Origin of the sequence: Micromonospora echinofusca, from assembly GCF_900091445.1 — a bacterium.
GTDB classification, from domain to species: Bacteria; Actinomycetota; Actinomycetes; order Mycobacteriales; family Micromonosporaceae; genus Micromonospora; species Micromonospora echinofusca.
Map to the genome: position 1 here is coordinate 2648980 of NZ_LT607733.1, position 21645 is coordinate 2670624.

General features: G+C 73.6%; 20 protein-coding genes and 1 pseudogene. 11 read left to right on the forward strand and 10 right to left on the reverse strand.

The window, feature by feature from the left end:
• Positions 1-144: 144 nt before the first annotated feature.
• On the forward strand, positions 145-840 hold the full coding sequence (locus tag GA0070610_RS11720; RefSeq protein ID WP_197697828.1) for a MerR family transcriptional regulator: 696 nt from the start codon (positions 145-147) through the stop codon (positions 838-840).
• Position 841: 1 nt separating this feature from the next.
• Here the strand turns inward: GA0070610_RS11720 and GA0070610_RS11725 are convergent.
• From GA0070610_RS11725 to GA0070610_RS11740, 4 genes and pseudogenes are all read right to left on the reverse strand, one after another.
• Positions 842-1238, reverse strand: a pseudogene (locus GA0070610_RS11725) (SAM-dependent methyltransferase); the annotation flags it as partial.
• Positions 1239-1241: 3 nt separating this feature from the next.
• Positions 1242-1835 (reverse strand): flavodoxin family protein, encoded by a 594-nt coding sequence (locus tag GA0070610_RS11730; RefSeq protein ID WP_197697829.1) that lies wholly within the window; start codon positions 1833-1835, stop codon positions 1242-1244.
• A 95-nt stretch (positions 1836-1930) separates the two neighbouring features.
• Entirely contained in the window at positions 1931-2728 is a 798-nt protein-coding gene (locus GA0070610_RS11735) for a YwiC-like family protein (protein WP_231926075.1), read from the reverse strand.
• Positions 2725-3117, reverse strand: a complete 393-nt coding sequence (locus GA0070610_RS11740) for a cupin domain-containing protein (protein WP_231926077.1) — start codon at positions 3115-3117, stop codon at positions 2725-2727. Before GA0070610_RS11740 ends, GA0070610_RS11735 begins: the two co-directional genes overlap by 4 nt.
• 206 nt (positions 3118-3323) lie before the next feature.
• On the opposite strand from GA0070610_RS11740, the gene GA0070610_RS11745 reads away from it, so the two are divergent.
• Together GA0070610_RS11745 and GA0070610_RS11750 are read left to right on the forward strand one after the other, a co-directional pair.
• Positions 3324-4643, forward strand: a complete 1320-nt coding sequence (locus GA0070610_RS11745; RefSeq protein WP_089000065.1) for a D-alanyl-D-alanine carboxypeptidase family protein — start codon at positions 3324-3326, stop codon at positions 4641-4643.
• Between the two features lie 128 nt (positions 4644-4771).
• Entirely contained in the window at positions 4772-5593 is an 822-nt protein-coding gene (locus tag GA0070610_RS11750) for a peptidylprolyl isomerase (protein ID WP_231926078.1), read from the forward strand.
• 205 nt (positions 5594-5798) lie between these two features.
• On the opposite strand, the gene GA0070610_RS11755 is transcribed toward GA0070610_RS11750, so the two are convergent.
• Positions 5799-6821, reverse strand: coding sequence for a LacI family DNA-binding transcriptional regulator (locus tag GA0070610_RS11755; RefSeq protein ID WP_089000066.1), 1023 nt, complete (start codon positions 6819-6821; stop codon positions 5799-5801).
• A 237-nt stretch (positions 6822-7058) separates the two neighbouring features.
• On the opposite strand from GA0070610_RS11755, the gene GA0070610_RS11760 reads away from it, so the two are divergent.
• From GA0070610_RS11760 to GA0070610_RS11790, 7 genes are all read left to right on the forward strand, one after another.
• Positions 7059-8357, forward strand: coding sequence for an ABC transporter substrate-binding protein (locus GA0070610_RS11760; RefSeq protein ID WP_089000067.1), 1299 nt, complete (start codon positions 7059-7061; stop codon positions 8355-8357).
• Between the two features lie 8 nt (positions 8358-8365).
• Complete coding sequence (locus GA0070610_RS11765; RefSeq protein WP_089000068.1) at positions 8366-9310, forward strand: carbohydrate ABC transporter permease; 945 nt, start codon at positions 8366-8368, stop codon at positions 9308-9310.
• On the forward strand, positions 9307-10128 hold the full coding sequence (locus GA0070610_RS11770; RefSeq protein WP_089000069.1) for a carbohydrate ABC transporter permease: 822 nt from the start codon (positions 9307-9309) through the stop codon (positions 10126-10128). Before GA0070610_RS11765 ends, GA0070610_RS11770 begins: the two co-directional genes overlap by 4 nt.
• Positions 10125-12503: a beta-xylosidase/alpha-l-arabinosidase gene (locus tag GA0070610_RS11775; protein ID WP_231926079.1), complete on the forward strand. Its 2379-nt coding sequence runs from the start codon at positions 10125-10127 to the stop codon at positions 12501-12503. Before GA0070610_RS11770 ends, GA0070610_RS11775 begins: the two co-directional genes overlap by 4 nt.
• A gap of 3 nt (positions 12504-12506) precedes the next feature.
• On the forward strand, positions 12507-13586 hold the full coding sequence (locus GA0070610_RS11780) for an acetylxylan esterase (RefSeq protein ID WP_089000070.1): 1080 nt from the start codon (positions 12507-12509) through the stop codon (positions 13584-13586).
• Positions 13583-14437, forward strand: coding sequence for a M15 family metallopeptidase (locus GA0070610_RS11785; RefSeq protein WP_089003435.1), 855 nt, complete (start codon positions 13583-13585; stop codon positions 14435-14437). Before GA0070610_RS11780 ends, GA0070610_RS11785 begins: the two co-directional genes overlap by 4 nt.
• 150 nt (positions 14438-14587) lie before the next feature.
• Positions 14588-15151 (forward strand): hypothetical protein, encoded by a 564-nt coding sequence (locus GA0070610_RS11790; protein ID WP_089000071.1) that lies wholly within the window; start codon positions 14588-14590, stop codon positions 15149-15151.
• 173 nt (positions 15152-15324) lie between these two features.
• On the opposite strand, the gene GA0070610_RS11795 is transcribed toward GA0070610_RS11790, so the two are convergent.
• From GA0070610_RS11795 to GA0070610_RS11815, 5 genes are read right to left on the reverse strand one after another with little or no spacing between them, the layout of a single operon-like run.
• Entirely contained in the window at positions 15325-16452 is a 1128-nt protein-coding gene (locus tag GA0070610_RS11795) for an acyl-CoA dehydrogenase family protein (protein WP_392567319.1), read from the reverse strand.
• Between the two features lie 47 nt (positions 16453-16499).
• The gene (locus tag GA0070610_RS11800; RefSeq protein WP_089000073.1) at positions 16500-17456 is read right to left on the reverse strand and encodes a hydroxyacid dehydrogenase; all 957 of its coding nucleotides are present in this window, start codon (positions 17454-17456) and stop codon (positions 16500-16502) included.
• Between the two features lie 7 nt (positions 17457-17463).
• Positions 17464-18900, reverse strand: coding sequence for an aldehyde dehydrogenase family protein (locus tag GA0070610_RS11805; RefSeq protein ID WP_089000074.1), 1437 nt, complete (start codon positions 18898-18900; stop codon positions 17464-17466).
• A complete protein-coding gene (locus tag GA0070610_RS11810) occupies positions 18897-19943 on the reverse strand; it encodes an ABC transporter ATP-binding protein (protein WP_089000075.1) in 1047 nt (348 codons plus the stop codon). Before GA0070610_RS11810 ends, GA0070610_RS11805 begins: the two co-directional genes overlap by 4 nt.
• Positions 19940-20986, reverse strand: coding sequence for an ABC transporter ATP-binding protein (locus GA0070610_RS11815; RefSeq protein ID WP_089003436.1), 1047 nt, complete (start codon positions 20984-20986; stop codon positions 19940-19942). The genes GA0070610_RS11810 and GA0070610_RS11815 overlap by 4 nt, the downstream gene beginning before the upstream one ends.
• Before the next feature lie 127 nt (positions 20987-21113).
• Here GA0070610_RS11815 and GA0070610_RS30465 point away from each other — a divergent pair, with 127 nt between their 5' ends.
• Complete coding sequence (locus GA0070610_RS30465) at positions 21114-21644, forward strand: Lrp/AsnC family transcriptional regulator (RefSeq protein ID WP_172896516.1); 531 nt, start codon at positions 21114-21116, stop codon at positions 21642-21644.
• Position 21645 lies beyond the last annotated feature (1 nt).

Sequence of the window (21645 nt, forward strand, 5' to 3'; positions counted from 1 at the left end):
TCGTCTCATTGAAGCTCCTGTGGAGGGTTTTACGTCGATCACCAGCGCTAGGCGTCCGAATCAGGGGGTGAAGTCTCAAACCACGTGGAGACCGGTAGGGTGGCCCGCGTGGTGGATCCGGGGCGGCGGTGGCGGGGAGCGCAGGTGGCGGAGACCGCCGGCATCTCCGTGCAGCAAGTCCGCAACTACGTGGACCTCGGCGTGCTGCCGCCGGTCGAGCGCACCCCCGCCGGCTACCGCGTCTTCACCGACGAGCACGTGCGGGCGCTCGCGGTGGTGCGGCGGATGGCCGAGGGGCACGGCTGGGCACGTACCCGGGAGGTCATGGTCGCGGTGCACCAGGGCGACCTGGCGGCGGCGCTGGCGGCGCTCGACGCCGGCCACGCCGAGCTGGACCGCGAGCGGGCCGACATCCGGCGGGTGCTCGGCGCGTTCGAGACCGTGGTGGCCAGCCCGGCCGCCGTCCTGCCGGCGCCCCGGCGCGGCGCCCGCATCGGCGAGGTCGCCGACCTGGTCGGCGTCCGCACCTCGCAGCTACGGCTGTGGGAGCAGCGCGGCCTGGTGCGTCCGGTCCGCGAGCGCGGCACCGGCTACCGGGTGTACGACGCGGCCGAGGTGCGCGCCGCGCAGGTCGTCGCGCTGCTGCGCCGGGGGGCGTACCCGTTCGACATCGTGGCGGCCGTGCTCGACGAGATGCGCACCACCGGCAGCGCCCAGCGGGTCCGCGCGGAGCTGGCCAAGCGGGAGCAGGAGCTGCACCGGCGCAGCCTGCGCCGGCTGCGCGCCTCGGCGACGTTGCACGACTACCTGCGCCACCTCGACCCGGCCCCGCCGGGGTGACTCAGCGCAGCACCAGCAGGTCGAGGTGGTCGACGACCGGGCCGGTGACCGTATCGGCGGCGGCCCGCAGCCGGGCCAGGCCGGCGGTGTACTCCTCGTCGGTGATCAACTGGAGCGGGGTGTGGGCCCGGCGGTCGAGACGCTCGGCGAACTCGGCCAGCGACGCCGCCGTGGTCTGCGCGACGGGCTCGACCGTGCTGACGGTGAACCCGGCCGCGGCGAACGCCGCGCGTACCCGCGCCAGGTCGGGGTAGGTCTCGAGGACCCGTACGGCCTCGGGGAACCAGCGGAACAGCGTGATCCGCCGGTGCCGGCCGGGGGAACGGCGAGCGGATCAGCACGGGGGCGCCCGGCCGGAGCACCCGGCGCAGCTCACGCGCCGCGACGTCGAGGTCGGGGCGTCAGTGGGAGGCGGGCTGCGCGAGGCGCCCGTCCTGTTCGCCTCCCTCGGAGGGCGGCGCGAAGAAGGTGTCGGCGGCGCGCAGCGCGGCGGCGTCGCGGAGCACGTCGCCGGGCCGGTTGGCGTGGCCGAGCAGCACGCCGCCCCACCGCATGCCGAGGTAGTCGGCGCTTCGCTGCAGGGTGGTCACCAGCGGTTCCGCCGTGGCCGGGTCCTCGTCGTTGAGGGCGCTGACCGCCCACATCCGGCGGCCCCGCATGCGCTGGCGGAAGTCGACGCCGGGCACCCGCAGCCAGCCCGACCAGTGGTCGAGGTAGAGCTTGGTGGCGGCGCTGACGCTGTACCAGTAGAGCGGGGAGGCGACCACCAGGTCGGTCGCGGCGAGCGTCTCGGTCAGCAGCAGCGCCTCGTTGCCGGTCGGCTGCGCGTAGCGCTGCTCGTCGTGGCGGATGTCGCGGAAGGGCGCCAGGGGATGGTCCGCCAGGCGCAGCCAGTGCTGCTCGGTCCCGGCCGGCAGCGCGGCCGCGGCGCGCCGGGCCAGGAGTTCGGTGTTGCCGCCGGAGCGTGAGCTGCCCAGCAGGAAGAGGAAACGCATGCCGACACCGTCCATGTCCGACCGAACAGAGGTGCCCTGAAGGTATCTCGGCCACCGCGGGGCCGGCGGCCCGGCGCCGGCGTCGCGCCGGCCGGTCAGAGCGCCACCGCGGCCAGCACCAGCAGGGCACACGCCGTCTCGACCAGCCCCACCCGCACCGGAGCGACACGGCGTCCGGCGAGCAGGACCGCCCGGGCGAGCAGCAGCGCGAAGACGACGGCGACCGGCACCGACGCCCAGAGCACCGCGGCGAGCGCGGCCACGGCGTGGTAGGCCCACGAAGCCCACCGGTACCGGACGCTGTCCCGTTCCCGGATCATCGTCTTGACGTACAGGACGGTGCCGACCAGGTAGCCCAGCGCCACGACCGTCACCCCGACCACGCGCGTCCACGGCACCTCGGCGACCGTGGCGACGACGAGACCGAGCAACCCGCACTGGAGCACGAAGGCGAGGTCGTTGACGAACGCCCGGTCCCGGCGCCGGCGGGCGTGGCCGGCGTTGACGGCGGCGAGGGCCGCGTAGAGAGGCGCGTAGGCGAGCGTCGCGGGCCGGGCCACCAGCACCGGCACGGCCAGCGCGACCGTGGCGAGGCCGTACCCGACGAGCTGCGGGCGGACGCGGCGGAACCGCCCGGTCTTGACCGCCTGCAACCCGAAGTACGACAGCGGGTACGCCGCGAGCGCGGCGCCGAGCAGGGGCAGGTGCAGCGGGTGCGGACCGGTGACGGCTAGCGCCGCGAGGACGGGCAGCAGCAGCATCGCCCACGCGCCGTGCTGCGGCGGCATCCACCCCGGCGACCTGCCCCGGCCCGGCGCGTGGCCGGTGGCGCCGGCCGTGGTCCGCCCGGCCGGGCCGGCGACCGGGCGGCGGTGGGCCGGGACGGTGGTCACGGCCGCGGCGTCACGGTGAGCAGGACGGCGGCGTCCGTGACGGCGTGCAGCGCGTGCCGCAGCGGCGGGATGACCACGAGGTCGCCGGCGTCGCCCTCCCAGGCCTCGTCCCCGGCCACCAGGCGCACCCGCCCCGCGAGCACCTGCAACGTCGCCTCGCCCGGGCTGTCGTGCTCGTCGAGGGAGCGGCCACCGCGCAGGGCCAGCAGGGTCTGCCGCAGCCGGCGGTCCCGCCCGTGGTGCAGGGAACGGGCGCTGCGTCCGCTGTCGGCCTCCCGCGCGGCGGCGAGCTGCTCGTCGGCGAGGCGGGTCAGCGAGAGGGCTTCCATGGTCGTCCCTTCGTCGGTGTCGTCCGGGCCGCGCGGCGGGCCGCCGGTACGGCGGATCATCTCGCAAACCGGAAGATCGTCTACCACTTTCAGTCCCCAGCTTCCGTCGCGGTGCCGCCGGGCGGCAGGGCCGATGGTCCCGAAGTCGCCGTGGCCCGCGCCGCCACCGTTCGGCGGCGTGCGCCGGCGGGCCTCCGGGCGCCGGCGACCCCCGGGCCTGGGGAACCCGGCCCGGACCGCGAACCGGGCCGACTAGGGTGCGGGGCATGAAGGTTCGGCTGCTGGTGGCCACGGCGACCGCCGTCCTCCTCGGCACCGGCGTGCCCGTTCCCGCGGCGGCCGGTCCCGCCGCCCCGGTGCCGGCCGCGCCCGCCCCGGTGCCGGTGGCGCGCGCTTTCGTGCCGGCGACTGGCGGTGCCGCCGCGTCCGGCGTGCCCGCGTCCGGCGTCGTCCCGCCCGCGCCCTGTCCGAAGGCGCCCGCGCCCCGGGTGTCCCGGCCACCCCGTCCGTCGCCGCCGCCGGCCGTGCCGAGTGAGCGGGCCGTCGGCGGCCCGGCGCTGGACACCGCCGGCCTGGTCGTCCCGCCGGGGGCCGCGCGCCCGCCGGCGGTCACCGCGATCTCGTGGCTGGTCGCCGACCTGGACACCGGCGAGGTTCTGGGCGGCTGCGGGCCGCACGAGTACGGCACCCCGGCCAGCGTGCAGAAGCTGCTGCTGGCGGCCACCATGCTGCCCCGGCTCGACCCGCGGCAGGTCGTCACCGTCACCGACGAGGACATGGACATCGAACCCGGCTCCTCGGCCGTCGGGCTGGTCGCCGGCGGGCGCTACCGGATCGAGACCGTCTGGCTCGGGCTGCTGCTCCAGTCCGGCAACGAGGCGGCGAACGTGCTGGCCCGCCTCGGCGGCGGGGCGGACGGGATGGCCGGCGGCGTACGGGCGATGAACGAGGAGGCGCACCGCCTCGGCGCCCTCCAGACCCACGCGGTGACCCCGTCCGGCCTCGACGGGCGAGGCCAGTTCACCAGCGCGTACGACCTGGCGCTGATCGCCCGGGCCTGCTTCGCCGACCCGACGTTCCGCCGGTACGCGCTGACCGAGACGCACCGCGTCCCCGCCCAGCCGGCGCAGCGCACCAAGGGTTTCGAGATCCAGAACGAGAACCAGCTCATCTACCGCTACCCGGGCGCGCTCGGCGGCAAGACCGGCTTCACGGACCTGGCCCGGCACACCTACGTCGGGGCGGCCCAGCGGAACGGGCGGCGGCTGGTGGTGACCCTGCTCGGCGCCGAGCCGCAGCCCGCGCGGGGCTGGGAGCAGGGGGCCGCCCTGCTCGACTGGGGCTTCTCGGTGCCGCGGGGCTCGGCCGTCGGCCGGCTGGTCGAGCCGGGGGAGCTGACCGCCGCCTCGGCGGCCGCCCCGCCGCCCGCGCTTGCCGCCACCGGTGACCCGCGCCCGGCTGCGGCCAGCGGCCCGTTCGAGGACGGGCTGATCGCGCGCTGGCCCGTGGCCGTGGCCGTGGCGACGGCCGTCGCGCTGCTGGGGGCGGCCCTGCTGTGGCGTCGCCGCGCGGGGCGGCCCCGGTAGAGGGCGGGGCCCCTCCGCGCGGTCGGGGTCGCCCGGTCGACCCGGCCCGAGGCGTTGCGGATCGACAACCGACGACGGGATCCATAGACTCCGGTCTTTCTGGCGCCATCAGTGCAGGGAGGATCCCCGTGTCGAGCGAACCCCGACCGCAGACCGTCGCGCCGCCCACCGCGGCACGCCGTCGACCGACCCGTACGCTGTCCCGCCTCGCCGGGGTGGCCCTGGTCGTGGGGGCGCTGGTGACCGGTGGCGGCGCCGCCGCGCTCGCCGCGCCCGGCGGGTCCCCGGCCGACGCCGCCAGCGGTCCCCGGGTGACCCCCGGCCCGTGCGCCTACACCGAGACGCCCGAGGACCCGGCCGCCCGGCCGGTCCCGCTGCCGCCCGACCCGAGGCGCACCCCCGACCGGGGCACCGTGCGGGTCACGCTGCGGACCAACCAGGGACCGATCGGGCTGACCCTCGACCGGGAGACCGCCCCCTGCACGGTGCAGAGCTTCCTGCACCTGGTGCGCCACCGCTTCTACGACCGGACCTCCTGCCACCGGCTCACCGCGTACCCGACGCTGCGGGTGCTCCAGTGCGGTGACCCGTCCGGCACCGGCTCCGGCGGGCCGGGCTACCGCTACGCCGACGAGCTGCCCACCGACCTGCCGCCGGCGCCGACCGATCCGACCGGCGTGCGCCGGCTCTACGCGCGGGGCACGCTCGCCATGGCCAACGCGGGCCCCGACACCAACGGCAGCCAGTTCTTCCTGGTCCAGGCGGACTCGGCGTTGCGCCCCAACTACACGGTCTTCGGCTCGATCGACGCCGCCGGCCTGGCCACCCTCGACCGGATCGCCGCCGGCGGGATCGCCCCCACCGTCGAGGATCCCGCGCCGGTCGACGGCGCACCCGCCCTGCCGGTCGACATCCGGCGCGCGGTCCGGCACCACCACCAGCACCGCTGAACCTCCCCGCCCGCCGTCGACGGCGCCCCGGGCGTCGCGGATCCGCTCGACCCCGCCGCCCGTGGCGCCGTTGCCGGAACCTCCGGCCGGCCCCGGGCGGCGGGGGAGCGGCAGGCCGTGCCGGACCTGCGGGTGCTCCGGGCCGGCGGTGGGTGATCGGAACTTCCGGAACGCTACCGGAAGCGCCGTCGAGGGGCGGGGAGCCTCACGGCAGTCGCGGTGGGGCCGTGCTGTCGCGGACGACCAGGTTGGTGGCGAGTTCCACCCGGGGGGAGTCGATGCCCTCGCCCTGCGCCAGCCGCAGCACGGTGCGGGCGGCCAGCCGGCCCATCTCCACCAGCGGTTGCCGGACGGTGGTCAGCGGCGGTGAGGCCCAGCGGGCCTCGGGCAGGTCGTCGAAGCCCACGACGCTGACGTCGTCGGGGATCCGCAGCCCGCGCCGCCGGACGGCCTCGTAGACGCCGAAGGCCATCTGGTCGCTGGCGGCGAAGATGGCCGTCGGCGGGTCGTCGAGGTCGAGCAGCGCCGTCCCGGCGGCGAAGCCCGAGGCGTGGTAGAAGTCGCCCGGGTGCACCAGCCGGTCCTCCACCGGCACCCCGGCCGCCTCCAGCCCGGCGCGGTGCCCGTCCAGGCGGGCCCGGCTGCACAGCAGGTGCGTCGGCCCGGCGACGAAGCCGATCCGCCGGTGCCCGAGCGACAGCAGGTGCTCGGTGGCGGCGAGCCCGCCCGCCCAGTTGGTGGCCCCGACGGTGGGCACGTCCGTGGCGGGCACGCCGGCCGGGTCGACGACGACCACGGGCACGTTGAGGCGGCGCAGCTGCGCGTGCAGCGGCGGGCTCAGGTGCGAGGTCACGAAGATGACGCCGTCGGTGGCGCGGGCGCGCAGGTTCTGCAACCACTGCCGGGCGGCGGTCGACTGGCGGTGTATCGCGGAGACCACCGTGCCGACGCCCGCGCCGTGCCCCACGTCCTCGACCCCCCGGATGATCTCCACCGCCCAGGGGCTGTCCAAATCGTTGAAGACCAGGTCGACCAGGCCGGCGTGGCTGACCGTGCGGCTGCCCCGGCGTTGGTAGCCGTGGTGGCGTAGCAGCTCCTCCACGCGCTCGCGGGTGTCGGGCGCCACGTCCGAGCGCCCGTTGAGCACCCGCGACACGGTCGGCACCGAGACCCCGGCCTCCCGCGCGATAGCGGTGATGGTGATCCTGCGCCCGTCGTCGCCGTCCACCCGCGTCTCCTTCACCGGTCGGAAGGCCGACCGTACCCGTCACCACCGGAAAACGTCCGGAACGGCGGGGCCGCTCCATCGGCCCATCTTGCCCCACGATCGGGGGTTGACGACACGGCAGGTCGGTTCTAGCGTTCGGACGAGTTACGGAAGTATTCCGGAAACTTGTCGGACACCTTTCGGTCGTCGCGCCGGCGGCGACGTCCCCCACCACACCCCCACCACGAGAGGTCGATCATGACTGTACGTACGCGGCTCGCCCGCGTCGTCGCGCTCGGCGCCGCACTGGCGCTGGCGCTGCCACTGACCGCCTGCGGCGACGGTGACTCGGCGGCCGGCCAGGACGAGATCCGCATCCTGGTGTACGGCGACGCCACCAACAAGGTCGAGAAGCAGCTCGTCGACACGTTCAACAAGACGTCGAAGGTCAAGGCGGTGCTGGACACCATCCCCGGCGCCGACTACCAGACCAAGCTCCAGACGATCATCAACACCAAGCAGGCGCCGGACGTCTTCTTCAACTGGGGCGGCGGCAGCATCACCCCGTTCGTCAAGGCCGACCTGCTGCTGCCGCTCGACGACATGATCGCCAAGGACCCGGGGCTGAAGGCCAACTTCCTGCCCTCGGTCTTCAACACCGCCGTGGTCGACGGCAAGGCGTACGGGGTGCCGATGCGCGGCACCCAGCCGGTGCTGCTGTTCCACAACAAGAAGGTCCTCGCCGACGCCGGCATCACCCCGCCGAAGACGTGGGACGACCTGCTGGCGGCCGTGAAGACCCTCAAGGGCAAGGGGATCACCCCGATCGCCCTCGGCGGCGGCGACCAGTGGCCCACCCAGATGTGGTACCAGTACCTCTACGACCGGGTGGCCGGCCCCGAGCTGTTCGCCAAGGCGCTCGGCGGCGACAAGAGCGCCTGGGAGAGCCCGGAGAGCCGCCGCGCCCTGGAGCTGCTGCGGCAGCTGACCGACGCCGGCGCGTTCGGCACCAACTTCGACTCGGTCAAGTTCACCGACGGCGGCTCTCCGGCGCTGCTGTCCAGCGGCAAGGCCGGCTTCGAACTGATGGGCTCCTGGAACTACTCGACCCACAACGACGCCAACCCGACCTTCGCCGCCGAGGGCCTCGGCTGGAGCGCCTTCCCGAGCGTCCCGGGCGGCAAGGGCGACCCGCGCAACGTGGTCGGCAACACCAACAACTTCTACTCCGTGCTGAAGAAGACCAAGCACCCGGAGGCGGTGGCCGAGTTCCTCAAGCTCCAGTACTCCGACGAGTTCGTCCAGGCGCAGCTCGCCATCGGCAACCTGCCCACCACCACCAACACCGAGAAGTTCCTCGACGGCGCCACGAACCCCGACTACCTGAAGTACCAGTTCACCCTGGTCAAGGAGGCCCCGAGCTTCCAGCTCTCCTGGGACCAGGCGTACCCGCCGGCCGCGACCACGACCATCCACCAGGCGGTGCAGCAGTACTGCAACGGCCGGATGGACGCCGCCGGCTTCATCAAGGCCATGCAGTCCCTCCAGGCGGGCTGAGCGCGACCATGTCCACCACCACCCTCGCCGCCCCCACCGTGACGGAGCAGCGACGGGCCCGACGACGCCCGGGCGGCGGCCCCACCCTCAGCCGCCCGGGCTTCGCCTGGGCCCTGCCCGCGACCCTGTTCTTCGGGCTCTTCGCGCTCGCCCCGCTGGTCCTCGTGGTCGTGCTCAGCTTCACCAGCTGGGCCGGCCTCGGCTCGCCGGAGTTCGTCGGGCTGGACAACTGGCAGCGACTGGCCCGCGACCCAGTCATGATCAACAGCCTGTGGTTGAGCGTCCTGCTCACCGCCCTCGGGGTGCTGGTGCAGACGCCGCTGAGCCTGCTGATCGGCGTGTGGGCGGCCGGGCCGCAGCGCAACCGGGCCGTGCTGTCCGCCATCTTCTTCCTCCCGCTGCTGCTGTCGGCGACCGCCGTGTCGGTGCTGTGGCGGGCGCTGCTCGACCCGAACTTCGGCGTGCCGGGCCAGGCCCCGTGGCTGTTCGGCGACGGCAACCTCTTCGGCAGCCGCACGGGCGCGATCGCCGTGTTGGTCTTCGTCAGCAGCTGGCAGTTCATCCCGTTCCACGCGTTGATCTACCAGGGCGCGGCCCGCGCCGTGCCGGCGGTGCTCTACCAGGCCGCCGAGGTCGACGGGGCCAGCCGGTGGGGGCAGTTCCGCCACGTCACCCTGCCGCAACTGCGCAACGCCATGATCACCTCGGTGGTGCTCATGGTCGTCGGCGGGCTGACCACCTTCGACACCGTGCTGATCCTCACCCAGGGCGGGCCGGGCACCGACACCACCATCACCGCCTACCACATGTACGAGCAGGCGTTCCGCAGCTTCGACTTCGGTGCCGGCGCGGCCATCGCCCTGCTGCTCGTCGTCGTCGCCACCGTCATCTCGCTGATCGTGGTCCGGGTCTCCGGCTACGACAGGATGCGCTCCACGATGGAGGGTCTGTGAAGCGGCACCGTCCCAACTGGCTCGCCGGGATCGGCGCCGTGGCCTGGCTGCTCCTGGTCGGCCTGCCGATCTACGTCATGCTGGCGATCACCGTGCAGACCCGCGAGGGGTACGGCCGCAACGGCCCCATCGCCCTGCCCGACACCTTCACCCTGGACAACTACACCGGCGCCTTCGACGAGGGCTTCGGCCGCTACCTGGTCAACACCCTGGTGGTGACGGCGAGCGTGGTGGCCATCGTGCTGCTGCTCGTGCCCCCGCTGGCGTACGCCATCGTGCGCAGCCGCAGCCGGCTCACCTCCGGTGTGTTCCGGCTGTTCCTGCTGGGCCTGGCGATCCCCGCGCAGGCGGTCATCGTGCCGATCTTCTACCTGATCAGCAAGGCCGGGCTCTACGACAACCTCGTCGGCGTCATCCTGCCCACCGCCGCCTTCTCGCTGCCGGTGTGCGCGCTGATCCTCAGCGGTGTCATGCGCGACATCACCCCCGACCTGTACGAGGCGATGGCCATCGACGGCGCCGGCCCCGCCCGGGTGTTCCGCCAGCTGGTGCTGCCGCTGTCGCGCGGTGGGATCGCCACGATCGCGGTCTTCTCCGCCCTACAGGCGTGGAACGGCTTCCTCTTCCCGCTGATCCTCACCCAGTCCGACTCCACCAAGGTGATCACCCTCGGCCTCTACAACTTCCAGACGCAGTACGGGATCAACATTCCCGGCCTGCTCGCCGCGGTCGTGCTGTCGATGGTGCCCGTCCTGCTCGTCTATCTGTTCGCCCGGCGGGCCCTGGTGCAGGGGCTGATGGGCGTCGGAGGAAAGTGACCGACAACGTGACCCTCGACATCGCCCCCGGCACCGCGACCTGGACCGACCCGACCCTCGACCTCGCGACCCGCGTCGACGCCCTGGTCGCCGCGATGACCCTGCCGGAGAAGGTGGCCCAGCTCTACGGCGTCTGGGTCGGCGCCGCCGCCGACGGGGGAGAGGTCGCGCCGTACCAGCACGACATGGAGGAACCGGTCGACCTGGACGACCTGCTGGACGCCGGCCTCGGCCAGCTCACCCGCCCGTTCGGCACCGCGCCCGTCGACCCCGCGCTCGGCGCGCTGTCGCTGCTACGGACCCAGCAGCGCGTCGCCGCCGCCAACCGGTTCGGCATCCCGGCCATGGCGCACGAGGAGTGCCTGGCCGGCTTCGCCGCCTGGGGCGCGACCGCGTACCCCGTGCCGCTGTCCTGGGGCGCCACCTTCGACCCGGAGCTGATCGGGCGGATGGCCGCCGCCATCGGCGCCGACCTGCGCCGCGTCGGCGTGCACCAGGGGCTGGCGCCGGTGCTCGACGTGGTGCGCGACGCGCGCTGGGGGCGGGTCGAGGAGACCATCGGGGAGGACCCCTACCTGGTGGGCACCATCGCCACCGCGTACGTGCGGGGGCTGGAGTCCGCCGGCGTGGTGGCCACCCTCAAGCACTTCGCCGGCTACTCCGCCTCCCGGGGCGGACGCAACCTGGCGCCGGTGCCGATGGGCCCCCGTGAGCGCGCGGACGTGATCCTCCCGCCGTTCGAGATGGCGGTACGCGAGGGCGGCGCGCGGTCGGTGATGCACGCCTACACCGACACCGACGGGATGCCCTCGGCGGCGGACGAGCAGTTGTTGACCGGCCTGCTCCGCGACGCCTGGGGCTTCGCGGGCACCGTGGTGGCCGACTACTTCGGCATCGCCTTCCTGCACACCCTGCACGGGGTGGCCGGCGGCTGGGCCGAGGCGGCGGCCGAGGCCCTGGCCGCCGGCGTGGACGTGGAGCTGCCCACGGTGAAGACCTTCGGCGAGCCGCTGCGCGAGGCGCTCGCGGCCGGGGCGGTGCCGGAGGCGCTGATCGACCGGGCGGTGCGCCGGGTGCTGACGCAGAAGGCGCAGCTCGGCCTCCTCGACGCCGACTGGAGCCCGGTGCCGGCCGCGCTGGCCGGCGCCGACCTGTCCGACCCGGACGCGCTGCGCGGCACCGTCGACCTGGACCCGCCGGCCAACCGGGCGCTGGCCCGCGAGGTCGCCGAGCGTTCCGTGGTGCTGCTGGCCAACGACGGCATCCTGCCGCTCGACCGGCCGGCCCGCATCGCGCTGGTCGGTCCGCAGGCGGAGAGCCCCACGGCGGTGCTCGGCTGCTACTCGTTCCCGGCCCACGTCGGCTCACGCCACCCCGAGGTGCCCGTCGGCATCGAGCTGCCCACCCTGGCGGCGGCGCTGCGCGCCGAGTTCCCGGACAGCGTCGTGGTCACCGTGGCCGGCGTCTGCGTCGACGGCGACGACACCGGCGGGGTGCCGGCGGCCGTCGAGGCGGCGCGGGGCGCGGACGTCGTGGTCGCCGCGCTCGGCGACCGGGCGGGCCTGTTCGGGCGGGGCACCAGCGGCGAGGGCTGCGACGCCGAGTCGCTGGCCCTGCCCGGGGCGCAGCAGCACCTGCTCGACGCGCTGCTGGACACCGGCACGCCCGTGGTGGTGACGCTGCTCGCCGGGCGCCCCTACGCGCTGGGCCGGGCGGTGACCGAGGCCGCGGCGATCGTGCAGTCCTTCTTCCCCGGCGAGGAGGGCACCCCGGCCATCGCCGGCGTACTCGGCGGCCGGATCGACCCGCAGGGGCGGCTGCCGGTCAGCGTGCCCCGTGGGCCGGGCGCGCAGCCGACCACCTACCTGTCGGCCCGGCTGGGCCAGGCCAGCGACGTCTCCAACGTCGACCCGACGCCCGCGTACGGCTTCGGGCACGGCCTCGGCTACACCACGTTCGACTGGTCGGGCCTGGTGCTCGACGAGCCGGTCGCGGCGACCGACGGGGAGCTGCGGCTGCACTTCGAAGTGCGCAACACCGGCTCCCGGTGGGGCAGCGAGGTGGTGCAGGTGTACGCCCACGATCCGGTGGCCTCGGTGGTCCAGCCCGTGCAGCGCCTCGTCGGCTACCTGCGGGTGCCGCTGGAGGCGGGCGCGGCCTGCCGGATCGACCTGGCGGTGCCGGCCGACCTGTTCTCGTTCACCGGGCGCGACGGGCGGCGCGTGGTCGAGCCGGGCGAGCTGGAGCTGCGGCTGGCGGCGTCCAGCACCGACCATCGGCTCGTGGCGGCGGTCGCGCTGCGTGGTCCGGCCCGACACGTCGACCACACCCGGCGGCTGCACCCCCGCTTCGCCGTCACGCCGTCGGCCGGCTGAGCGGTGGCCCTCACCGACCTGCCCGAGGAGCAGTTGCGGGCGTACCGGGGTCAGGTGGCGGAGCCGGCGGACTTCGACCGGTTCTGGGCGGACACGATCGCCGAGGCCCGGGAGTGTGGCTGGCCGGTGCGCGTCGAGCCGGTGCCCACCGGGCTGGCCACGATCGACGTGCACGACGTGACCTTCCCCGGGTTCGCCGGGCAACCGGTGCGGGCCTGGCTGCGGCTGCCGCGCGGCGTCGAGCCGCCGCTGCCCACCGTCGTGCAGTACGCCGGCTACGGCGGCGGCCGGGGCCAACCGCTGGAGAACCTGCTCTGGGCCTCGGCCGGCTTCGCGCACCTGCAGATGGACACCCGGGGGCAGGGGGCGGGCTGGGCCCGGGGGGACACCCCGGATCCGGCCGCCGCCGGTCCCGAGGCGCCCGGGGTGCTCACCCGGGGCGTGACGGACCCCCGTACGTACTACTACCGGCGGTTCCTGACCGACGCGGTGCGGGCGGTGGACGCGGCCCGGACCCTGCCGGCGGTCGATCCGGCGCGGGTCGCGGTCCTCGGGCACAGCCAGGGCGGGGCGGCGGCGCTCGCCGTGGCGGCGCTGCGGCCCGACCTGCGGGCCGTCGTGGCCGGCGTGCCCTTCCTGTGCGACATCCCGCGCGCGATCACGGTCACCGACGCGTACCCCTACCGGGAGGTCCGTGACTTCCTGGCGATCCACCGGCACGCCGAGGAGCGGGTGCTGGCCACCCTGGCCTACGTCGACGGGGTCAACTTCGCCAGCCGGTGCCACCTGCCGGCCCGCTTCTCCGTCGCGCTGATGGACGAGATCGTGCCGCCGTCGACCGTCTTCGCCGCCGTCAACGCCTGGCGGGGACCGACGGAGGTGTCGGTCTGGCGGTACAACGGTCACGAGGCCGGCGGGATCGACGACGACGAGGCGGCCGTGCGCTTCCTGCGCGTACACCTCTCGCCGGACCGGGCGCCCGACGGCCCGCAGCCTGATAGACAGGGGGCGTGGCCAGCCCAGCGCGGATCCGCCGGCGAACCGCGACCGCCCGTGGGCGGGCCGTCGCGGCGGCCGTCGTGATCGTGGCGCTCGCGCCCGGCTGCACCCGGCCCGCGCCGTCGCCGTCGCCGTCCGCCGTGCCGCCACCGGCCACCTCACCGACGCCGCCACCGTCCGCCCCGCCACCGTCCGCCCCGCAGACGTCGGCGTCGGCGGGCACGCCGCGCGGGCCGGGCCTCGTCGTCCTCAGCGACGTCGACCCGCGCATCCGCACCGACATCCGGTACGCGGGCGCGCACAACTTCGTCGGACGCCCGGTCGCCGGCTATGCCGAACCCCTCTGCCTGCTCAGCCGGCCGGCCGCCGAGGCGCTGCGCCGGGTGCAGGACGCCGCGCTGGCCCGGGGCCGCAGCCTGAAGGTGTACGACTGCTACCGCCCCCGCCGGGCCGCCGACGACTTCGTCGAGTGGGCCGGGCAGCCGGGCGAGCAGCGGATGAAGGCCGAGTTCTATCCCCGGGTGGCCAAGTCCGAGCTGTTCGACGAGGGCTACATCGGCGCCCCCACCGCCCACAGTCGGGGCAGCACGCTCGACCTGACCCTGGTCGACGTGCCGACCCCCACCCAGCCCCCGTACGCCCCGGGCCAGCCCCTGGTCTCCTGCACCGCCCCGAAGGGCCAGCGGTTCGCGGACAACGGCGTCGACATGGGCACCGGCTTCGACTGCTTCGACCCGCTCGCGCACACCGACTCGCCGCAGGTCACCGGCGTGGCCCGGGACAACCGGCGGCTGCTGCGGCAGCTCATGACCGACGGGGGCTTCGTCAACTACGACCGCGAGTGGTGGCACTACCGCTACCGCGACGAACCCTGGCCGGACACCTACTTCGACGTGCCCGTGGCCCGCTCCTCGGCCGAGCCGGCGGGCGGCTAGGGCCCCGCCTCGATGCGCGGCCGGTCGCGAGCAGCCAGCGCCGTCCGGGCTCCGCTCGAACACCGCCGCACCGCCGTCCCTCATCAGGAGACAGACTTGATCAGGCATCCGCTTTCGCTGGTCGCAGCCGCTGTTCTCGGCCTTTCCGCCGTGGCCGCACCCGCACAGGCCGCCCCGGCACCGGCCCACGTGGTGGCGCAATCCGACCTCGGCGTCCAGGTCGCCCCCACCGGCTGCACGACGTGGGTGCAGTGGGTGCAGGAGGGCGGCAACAGCTACTACTACGGTCGCGGCAACGTGCAGTGCGCCACCGGCCGCTACAAGGTCAAGCTTCAGTGCCGCAACCTGCAGACGGGCGTGGGGTACGTCGTCTACGGCGGCTATGCGGTGAACGCGCCGGGCACGGCCACCGCCACCTGCTACAGCGGTAACGTCGCCGAAGGCGTGTACCCCGTCGAGGACCCACTGCCCACGGCCGGCGTCACCGGTTGCGTCTCTTGGGCGGAGTGGGTCCACCAGGGGAGCAACCACTACTACGGCCGTGGTACCGCCCAGTGCGACACCGGCACCTACCGGGTCCAGATCCAGTGCCGCAACGCGCAGACGGGCCAGCGATACGTGGTCTACGGCCCGGCGGTCACCGCCCCCAGCATCTCCACCACCACCTGCTACCAGGGCAATGTCGCGGACGTGGTGTCGGGCGTGCCGGCGTGACGGCTGCCGTGGTCGCGCCGCGCCACGCCGGCTAGCTACGCCGGATCTCGACAGCCGGCGGTGTAGTCCCCTCGGTCTTGATACCACACAGGCATTCTTATGCCACACAGGTATCAGTGTTGCGGCGACAGTGGTTCATCAGCCTCACGCGCCTTCCACCGAGTTTCCCCCGCTCACTTGAAGGCGGCGTGACCCGTCAGCACCTGCCCGATGATCAGCTGATGCACCTCGGACGTGCCCTCGTAGGTGAGCACGGACTCGAGGTTGGCCGAGTGCCGGATGACCGGGTAGTCGAGGGTGATCCCGGCCGCGCCGAGGATCGCGCGGCACTCGCGGGCGATGGCGATGGACTCCCGCACGCTGTTGAGCTTGCCCAGGCTGATCTGCCGGTGGTCGAGGGTGCCGGCGTCCTTCAGCGCGCCGATCTGCAACGCCAGCAGCATCCCCTTGCCCAGTTCCAGCCCCATGTCGGCGAGCTTGAGCTGGGTGGCCTGGTACGCGGCCAGCGGCTTGTCGAAGATCTGCCGGCTGCGGGCGTACGCGATCGTCGTCTCCAGGCAGTCGTGGGCCGCGCCCAGCGCCCCGAACACGATGCCGAAGCGGGCCTCGTTGAGGCACGACAGCGGCCCGGACAGGCCGGCGGCCTCCGGCAGCATCGCGTCGGCGGGCAGCCGCACGTCGTCGAGGACGAGTTCCGAGGTCACCGAGGCGCGCAGGGAGAGCTTGCGGGTGATCTCGGGGGCGGTGAAGCCGGGGGTGCCGGCGGGGACGAGGAAGCCGCGTACGCCCTCGTCGGTGCGGGCCCACACCACGGCGACGTCCGCGACGGAGCCGTTCGTGATCCACATCTTGGTGCCGTTGAGCACCCAGTCGTCCCCGTCGCGGCGGGCCCTGGTGCGCATCCCGGCCGGGTCGGAGCCGAAGTCCGGTTCGGTCAGGCCGAAGCAGCCGATCGCCTCACCGGCGGCCATCCGGGGCAGCCACTGCTGCTTCTGCTCCTCGGAGCCGAAGCGCCAGATGGCGTACATGGCGAGCGATCCCTGCACCGAGACCAGGGAGCGCAGCCCCGAGTCGCCCGCCTCCAGTTCGAAACAGGCCAGCCCGTACGCGACGGCGGAGGTGCCGGCGCAGCCGTAGCCGCTGAGGTGCATGCCGAGCACGCCGAGTTCGCCGAGTTCGCGGGCCAGCTCCCGTACGGGCAGGCGGCCCTGCTCGTACCAGGTGGCGATCTCCGGCCGGATCCGCCGGTCGACGAAGCCACGGACGGCGGCCTGGAGGTCCCGGGTGTCGTCGTCGATCAGGGCGTCGACGCCGAAGTACGCGAGCGCGGGCGAGGGGATGGACAGGGTCACGGTTGATTTCCTCCCGGGGCTTGCAGGTGCGCGATCACGCTACGCGCGACGGCGACGGCCATCGAGTCCAGCGCGTCGTGGGTCATCGCCGCCATGTGCGGGGTGGCGAAGACCCGCCGATGGTGCAGGAGCGGATCGTCGGGGCGGGGCGGCTCGGGCGCGAAGACGTCCACCGCGTAGCCCCGCAGCCGCCCGGCGTCGAGCGCGGCGAGTACGGCCCCGCTGTCCACGACCCCGGCCCGCGCGGTGTTGACCAGCAGGGCGTCCGGCCGCATCCGGGCGAGCGCGGCGGCGCCGATCAGGCCGGTCGTCTGCGGGGTCTGGGGCACGTGCAGGCTCACCACGTCGGCCTCGCGCAGCAGGTCGTCCAGCGCGACGAGGCGTACCCCCGGGGGCGGGGTGGCCGTCGCGACGTCGTACCCGATCACGTTCATGCCCAGGCCCTGGGCGCGGGTCGCGACGCCCCGGCCGATCGCGCCGAGCCCGACGAGGCCCAGGGTGCGGCCGGCCAGCATGGTCCCGGTGAGCCCGGCCGCGACGACCGCCGACGGCAGCGACCGGCCGGCCGGGAAGGCGCCCCGGGCCAACGACGCGGCGGCCGACGGCGCCTGCCGGGCGAGGGTGAGGGCGGCCAGGATGACGAACTCGGCGACCGATTCGGCGTTGGCGCCCGGCGTGCTGACCACCGGGATGCCCAGGCGGTCGGCGGCGGCGAGGTCGATGCCGTCCAGCCCGGCGCCGTGGCGGCCGACGACCCTGAGCCGGCGGCCCGCTTCGAGCATGCCGGCAGTCACCGGAGAGGAGCGCACCACGAGGGCGTCGGCGGTGGTCAGTGGCCCGGCGGCGAGCGTCGCCGGGTCGGTGGCGTGGGCGACGTGCACCTCGCCCGCTGCCCGCAGCAGCTCCATGCCGGCCGCGGCGATCGGCTCGGTGAGCAGGATCTTCGGTGTCATGGCGTCCTCACCAGCCGGTGTAGCAGGTCACCGGTACGGAGTAGAAGTCCCGCGCGTAGCCGCCCTGCTCCCGAGGCCCGTGGTTGGAGGCGCCGGTGCCGCCGAAGGGCAGGTGCAGCTCGGTGCCGGCGGTGGGCAGGTTGACCGAGACGATGCCGGCGCGGGCGTCGCGTTTGAACCGTTCGGCCGCCGACAGCGACGTGGTCACGATGCCGGCGGAGAGCCCGTAGTCGGTGTCGCCGGCGACGCTGATTGCCTCGTCGAGGTCGTCGACCTCGATCACGCAGGAGACCGGGCCGAAGATCTCCTCCCGGGCCAACCGCATGTCGTTGCGTGCGCCGGCGAAGAGGGTGGGCCGCATGAACTGGCCCTCGTCCGGTTGGTGCGTCCCGCCGGCCACCACCCTCGCGCCCTCGTCGCGCCCGATCCGGACGTAGTCGAGGTTCTGGGCGAGCTGTTCGGGGCTCACCACCGGGCCCAGCTCGCTGCGGGGGTCGAGTGGGTCGCCGACCCGCAGCGCGCCGGCCGCCGCGGCCAGCGCGTCGACGAACCGGTCGTGGATGCCCGCCTGCACGATCAGTCGGCTCGACGCCGTACAGCGCTGGCCGGTGCTGAAGAAGCTGCCGTCCAGGGCGCAGCGCACCGCGACCTCCAGATCGGCGTCGTCGAGCACGACGAGGGGGTTCTTGCCACCCATCTCCAGCTGGAACCGCTTGTTGCCGTGCGCGAGGCACTGCCGTGCCACGTGGCCGCCGGTGCCGGTGCCTCCGGTGAAGGAGACGCCGTCGATCCCGGCCGAGGTCAGCAGTTCCTCGCCGACGACCCGCCCGGCGCCCATGACGAGATTGAACACGCCGGGCGGCAGCGCGGATCCGGCGATGATCCGGGCGAGTTCCCCGGCCGAGGCGGTGACCAGTTCGGCGGGTTTGAGCACGACCGCGTTGCCGTAGGCGAGCGCGGGCGCGACCTTCCAGGCCGGGATGGCGAGGGGGTAGTTCCAGGGTGTGATGATCCCGATCACGCCCAGCGGGCGGCGCCGGACCTCGGCGTGGACGCCGGGGCGAGTGGAGGAGTAGACCTCGCCCTGCGGTTGCAGCAGTTGGTGGGCGTAGTAGCGGAAGGTCTGGCCGGCGCGGCTGACCTCTCCGCGCGCCTCGCTGAGCAGCTTGCCCTCCTCCCGCGAGAGCAGGACCGCGAGTTCCTCGGTGCGGCGCAGGATGGTGGTGCCGATGTCGTCTAGGACGGCCATACGGGACCCGACGGGTTGGCTGGCCCAGCCGGGCTGCGCACGGCGGGCGGCGTCGATCGCCGCGCGGGCGGTGTCCCGGTCGGCCACGGCGTACTCGCTGACGATCTCGCCGGGGCGGGCGGGGTTGCCGTTGGACCGGCGTTCCCCGTCGACCCACTCGCCGTCGACGAGGTTGAGATGCACGGTCACGCTCATCGGCCACCAGCCGCGGCGGCGAGGGTCTGGTCCATCGGGCCGGGCTCCTCGGGGAAGTGGCAGGCGACCTGGTGGCCGCTGCCGGCTGCCGTCGTGAGCACCGGCTCCTGCGCCGCGCAGATCTCCTGCGCCTTCCAGCACCGGGTGCGGAAGCGGCATCCGCTGGGCGGGCTGAGCGGGCTCGGCACGTCTCCGGTGAGGATCACGCGCTGGCGCTCGGTCTCGACCAGCGGATCGGGGATCGGCACCGCCGACAACAGCGCCTTGGTGTAGGGATGCTGCGGCCTGCGGTACATGTCCTCGCACTCGCCCACCTCGACGACGGTGCCGAGGTACATCACGGCGATGCGGTCGCAGAGGTGCCGCACGACGGCCAGGTCGTGGGCGATGAACATCATCGTCAGGCCCAGCTCCTCCTGCAGTTGTTCGAGCAGGTTGACGATCTGGGCCTGGACCGAGACGTCGAGCGCGGAGACCGGCTCGTCGGCGACGATGAAGTCCGGGTTGCTGACCAGCGCCCGCGCGATGCCCACCCGTTGTCGCTGGCCGCCGGAGAACTCGTGCGGATAACGGTCGTGCCACTGCTCGCTGAGCCCGACCAGTTGCATGGTGTCCACCGCCTTGGCCCGCCGCCCGGCGGCGGAGAGGTCGGCGTGCACGAGCAGCGGCTCCTCGATGAGTTCGCCGATGGTCATGCGCGGGTTCAGCGACGCGTACGGGTCCTGGAAGATCATCTGCATCCGTCGGCGCATCGCCCGCATCCGGCCCCGGCTCAGGGTGGTCAGCTCGGTGCCGTCGAAGGTCACCGTTCCGCTGGTGGGCTTGAGGAGCTGGAGGATCGCCCGACCGGTGGTGGACTTGCCGCAGCCGGACTCACCCACGACTCCGATGATCTCGCCACGCCGGACGTCGAGGTCCACGCCGGACACGGCGCGCAGGCGGGCCGGGCGCAGCTTGCCACGCGCGGGCACCTTGAAGTCGACCGCCAGGTCGCGCACCCGCAGCAGGGCGTGCTCGGAAGCGGCGACAGGGGATTCGGTCATGAGCTCTCCTCTGTCGAGAGATAGGGGTGCCGGTCCTGGGTGGAGAGCCAGCCGCCCTCGCTTTCCGGTCGCATGCCCCAGCAGCGGGTCAGCTGGCCCCGGTCCGGCTTCTCCCACGTCGTGACGAGGTCGGGTGCGCGGCCCTGGCATGTCTCCCGGACGTGCGCGCAGCGGGGCGCGAACCGGCAGCCGGGGGGCATCTCCGACAGCTCCGGCGGGCGCCCGGCGATCGGTCGCAGCTTGCCGCCACGGACGAGGTCCAGCCGGGGCACCGACCCGAGCAGCCCCCAGGTGTAGGGCATCTGCGGACGGTGGAACAGATCGACCGTCTCGGCCCGCTCCACGATCTGCCCGGCGTACATCACGTTGACCCGTTCCGCCATGCCGGCCACCACCCCGAGGTCGTGGGTGATGAGCAGGACGGCGGTCCGGGTCTCCCGGGCCAGTTCCCTGAGCAGTTCCAGGATCTGCGCCTGGATGGTCACGTCGAGGGCGGTGGTGATCTCGTCGGCGAGGATCAGCCGGGGTTGGCAGGAGAGGGCCATCGCGATCATCACGCGTTGCCGCATGCCGCCGGAGAGTTGGTGCGGATAGGAACTCAGCCGGGTCTCCGCGGCCGGGATGCGCACCATCTCCAGCAGCTCGACGGCTCGCGTACGCGCAGCCCTGCGGCTGAGTCCAAGGTGCAGCTCCAGGGTCTCGGTGAGTTGCCTCCCCACGGTCAGCACCGGGTTCAGCGAGGTCATCGGATCCTGAAAGATCATCGAGATGCCCTTGCCGCGGACGGCCCGCAGCTCGCGAGGGCGCAGGCGCACCAGGTCCCTTCCTTCGAAGAGGACCTGTCCGCCGGTCACCTGTCCGGCCGGCGGCACGATCAGGCCCATGATGGACTGCGCGGTGGCCGACTTTCCGCAGCCGGACTCGCCCACCAGTGCCACCGTCTCGCCGGCGTCGACGGTGAACGAGACCCCGTCGACCGCCGTCACCGAACCCCGTGCCGCACGGAATTCGGTACGCAGGTCCCGCACCTCCAACAAGGCCATCGAACCCACCCCGCAGTCTGGACGCTTTACGTCGCCATTCGTCAACCAGGAGTGTTGCACAGACGATGTTCGTCGTCTAGGCTCCCGACAGCGACGAATACCGCCATCAAGTGAAGTTGGAGCAACGTTGGCATCCAAGAGCTCGATCGAAAAAGATCGCAGCATCATCCGGGAACTCGTCCAGGACCCGCGACAGACGAACGTGGCGCTGGCCGCCAAGGTCGGACTGTCGGAAGGGTCGGTCCGACGACGGATGGAAAGGTTGATCGCGGACGGGCAGTTGCAGTTCGCCGCGATTCCCAGCGCCGCGTTCATGGGGCGTCCGGTGCACACACTCTTCGAGATCCAGAGTGCGCCGGGCAGCACCGACCAGCTCATCGACAAGCTCGCGGGCATGCCCGAGATCGCGTACGTCTACCACGTGACCGGGCAGTTCGACGTCATCGCCGTCGGCTACTTCGCCTCCAGCAACGCCATGCGCCGGTTCTGGACGGAGCGGCTGGGCCACCTCGACGGGGTGATGGAGAGCCGCTCGGTGATGGTGCTGCGGGTCGCCAAGCGTGCGCACGAGTGGGCCCGCGACATCGCTGTCACCGGCGACGAGGAGTCCGCCCGGGACGCGAGCTCGGATCCTGGCGCGCCCGGTTCTGAAGTCTGAC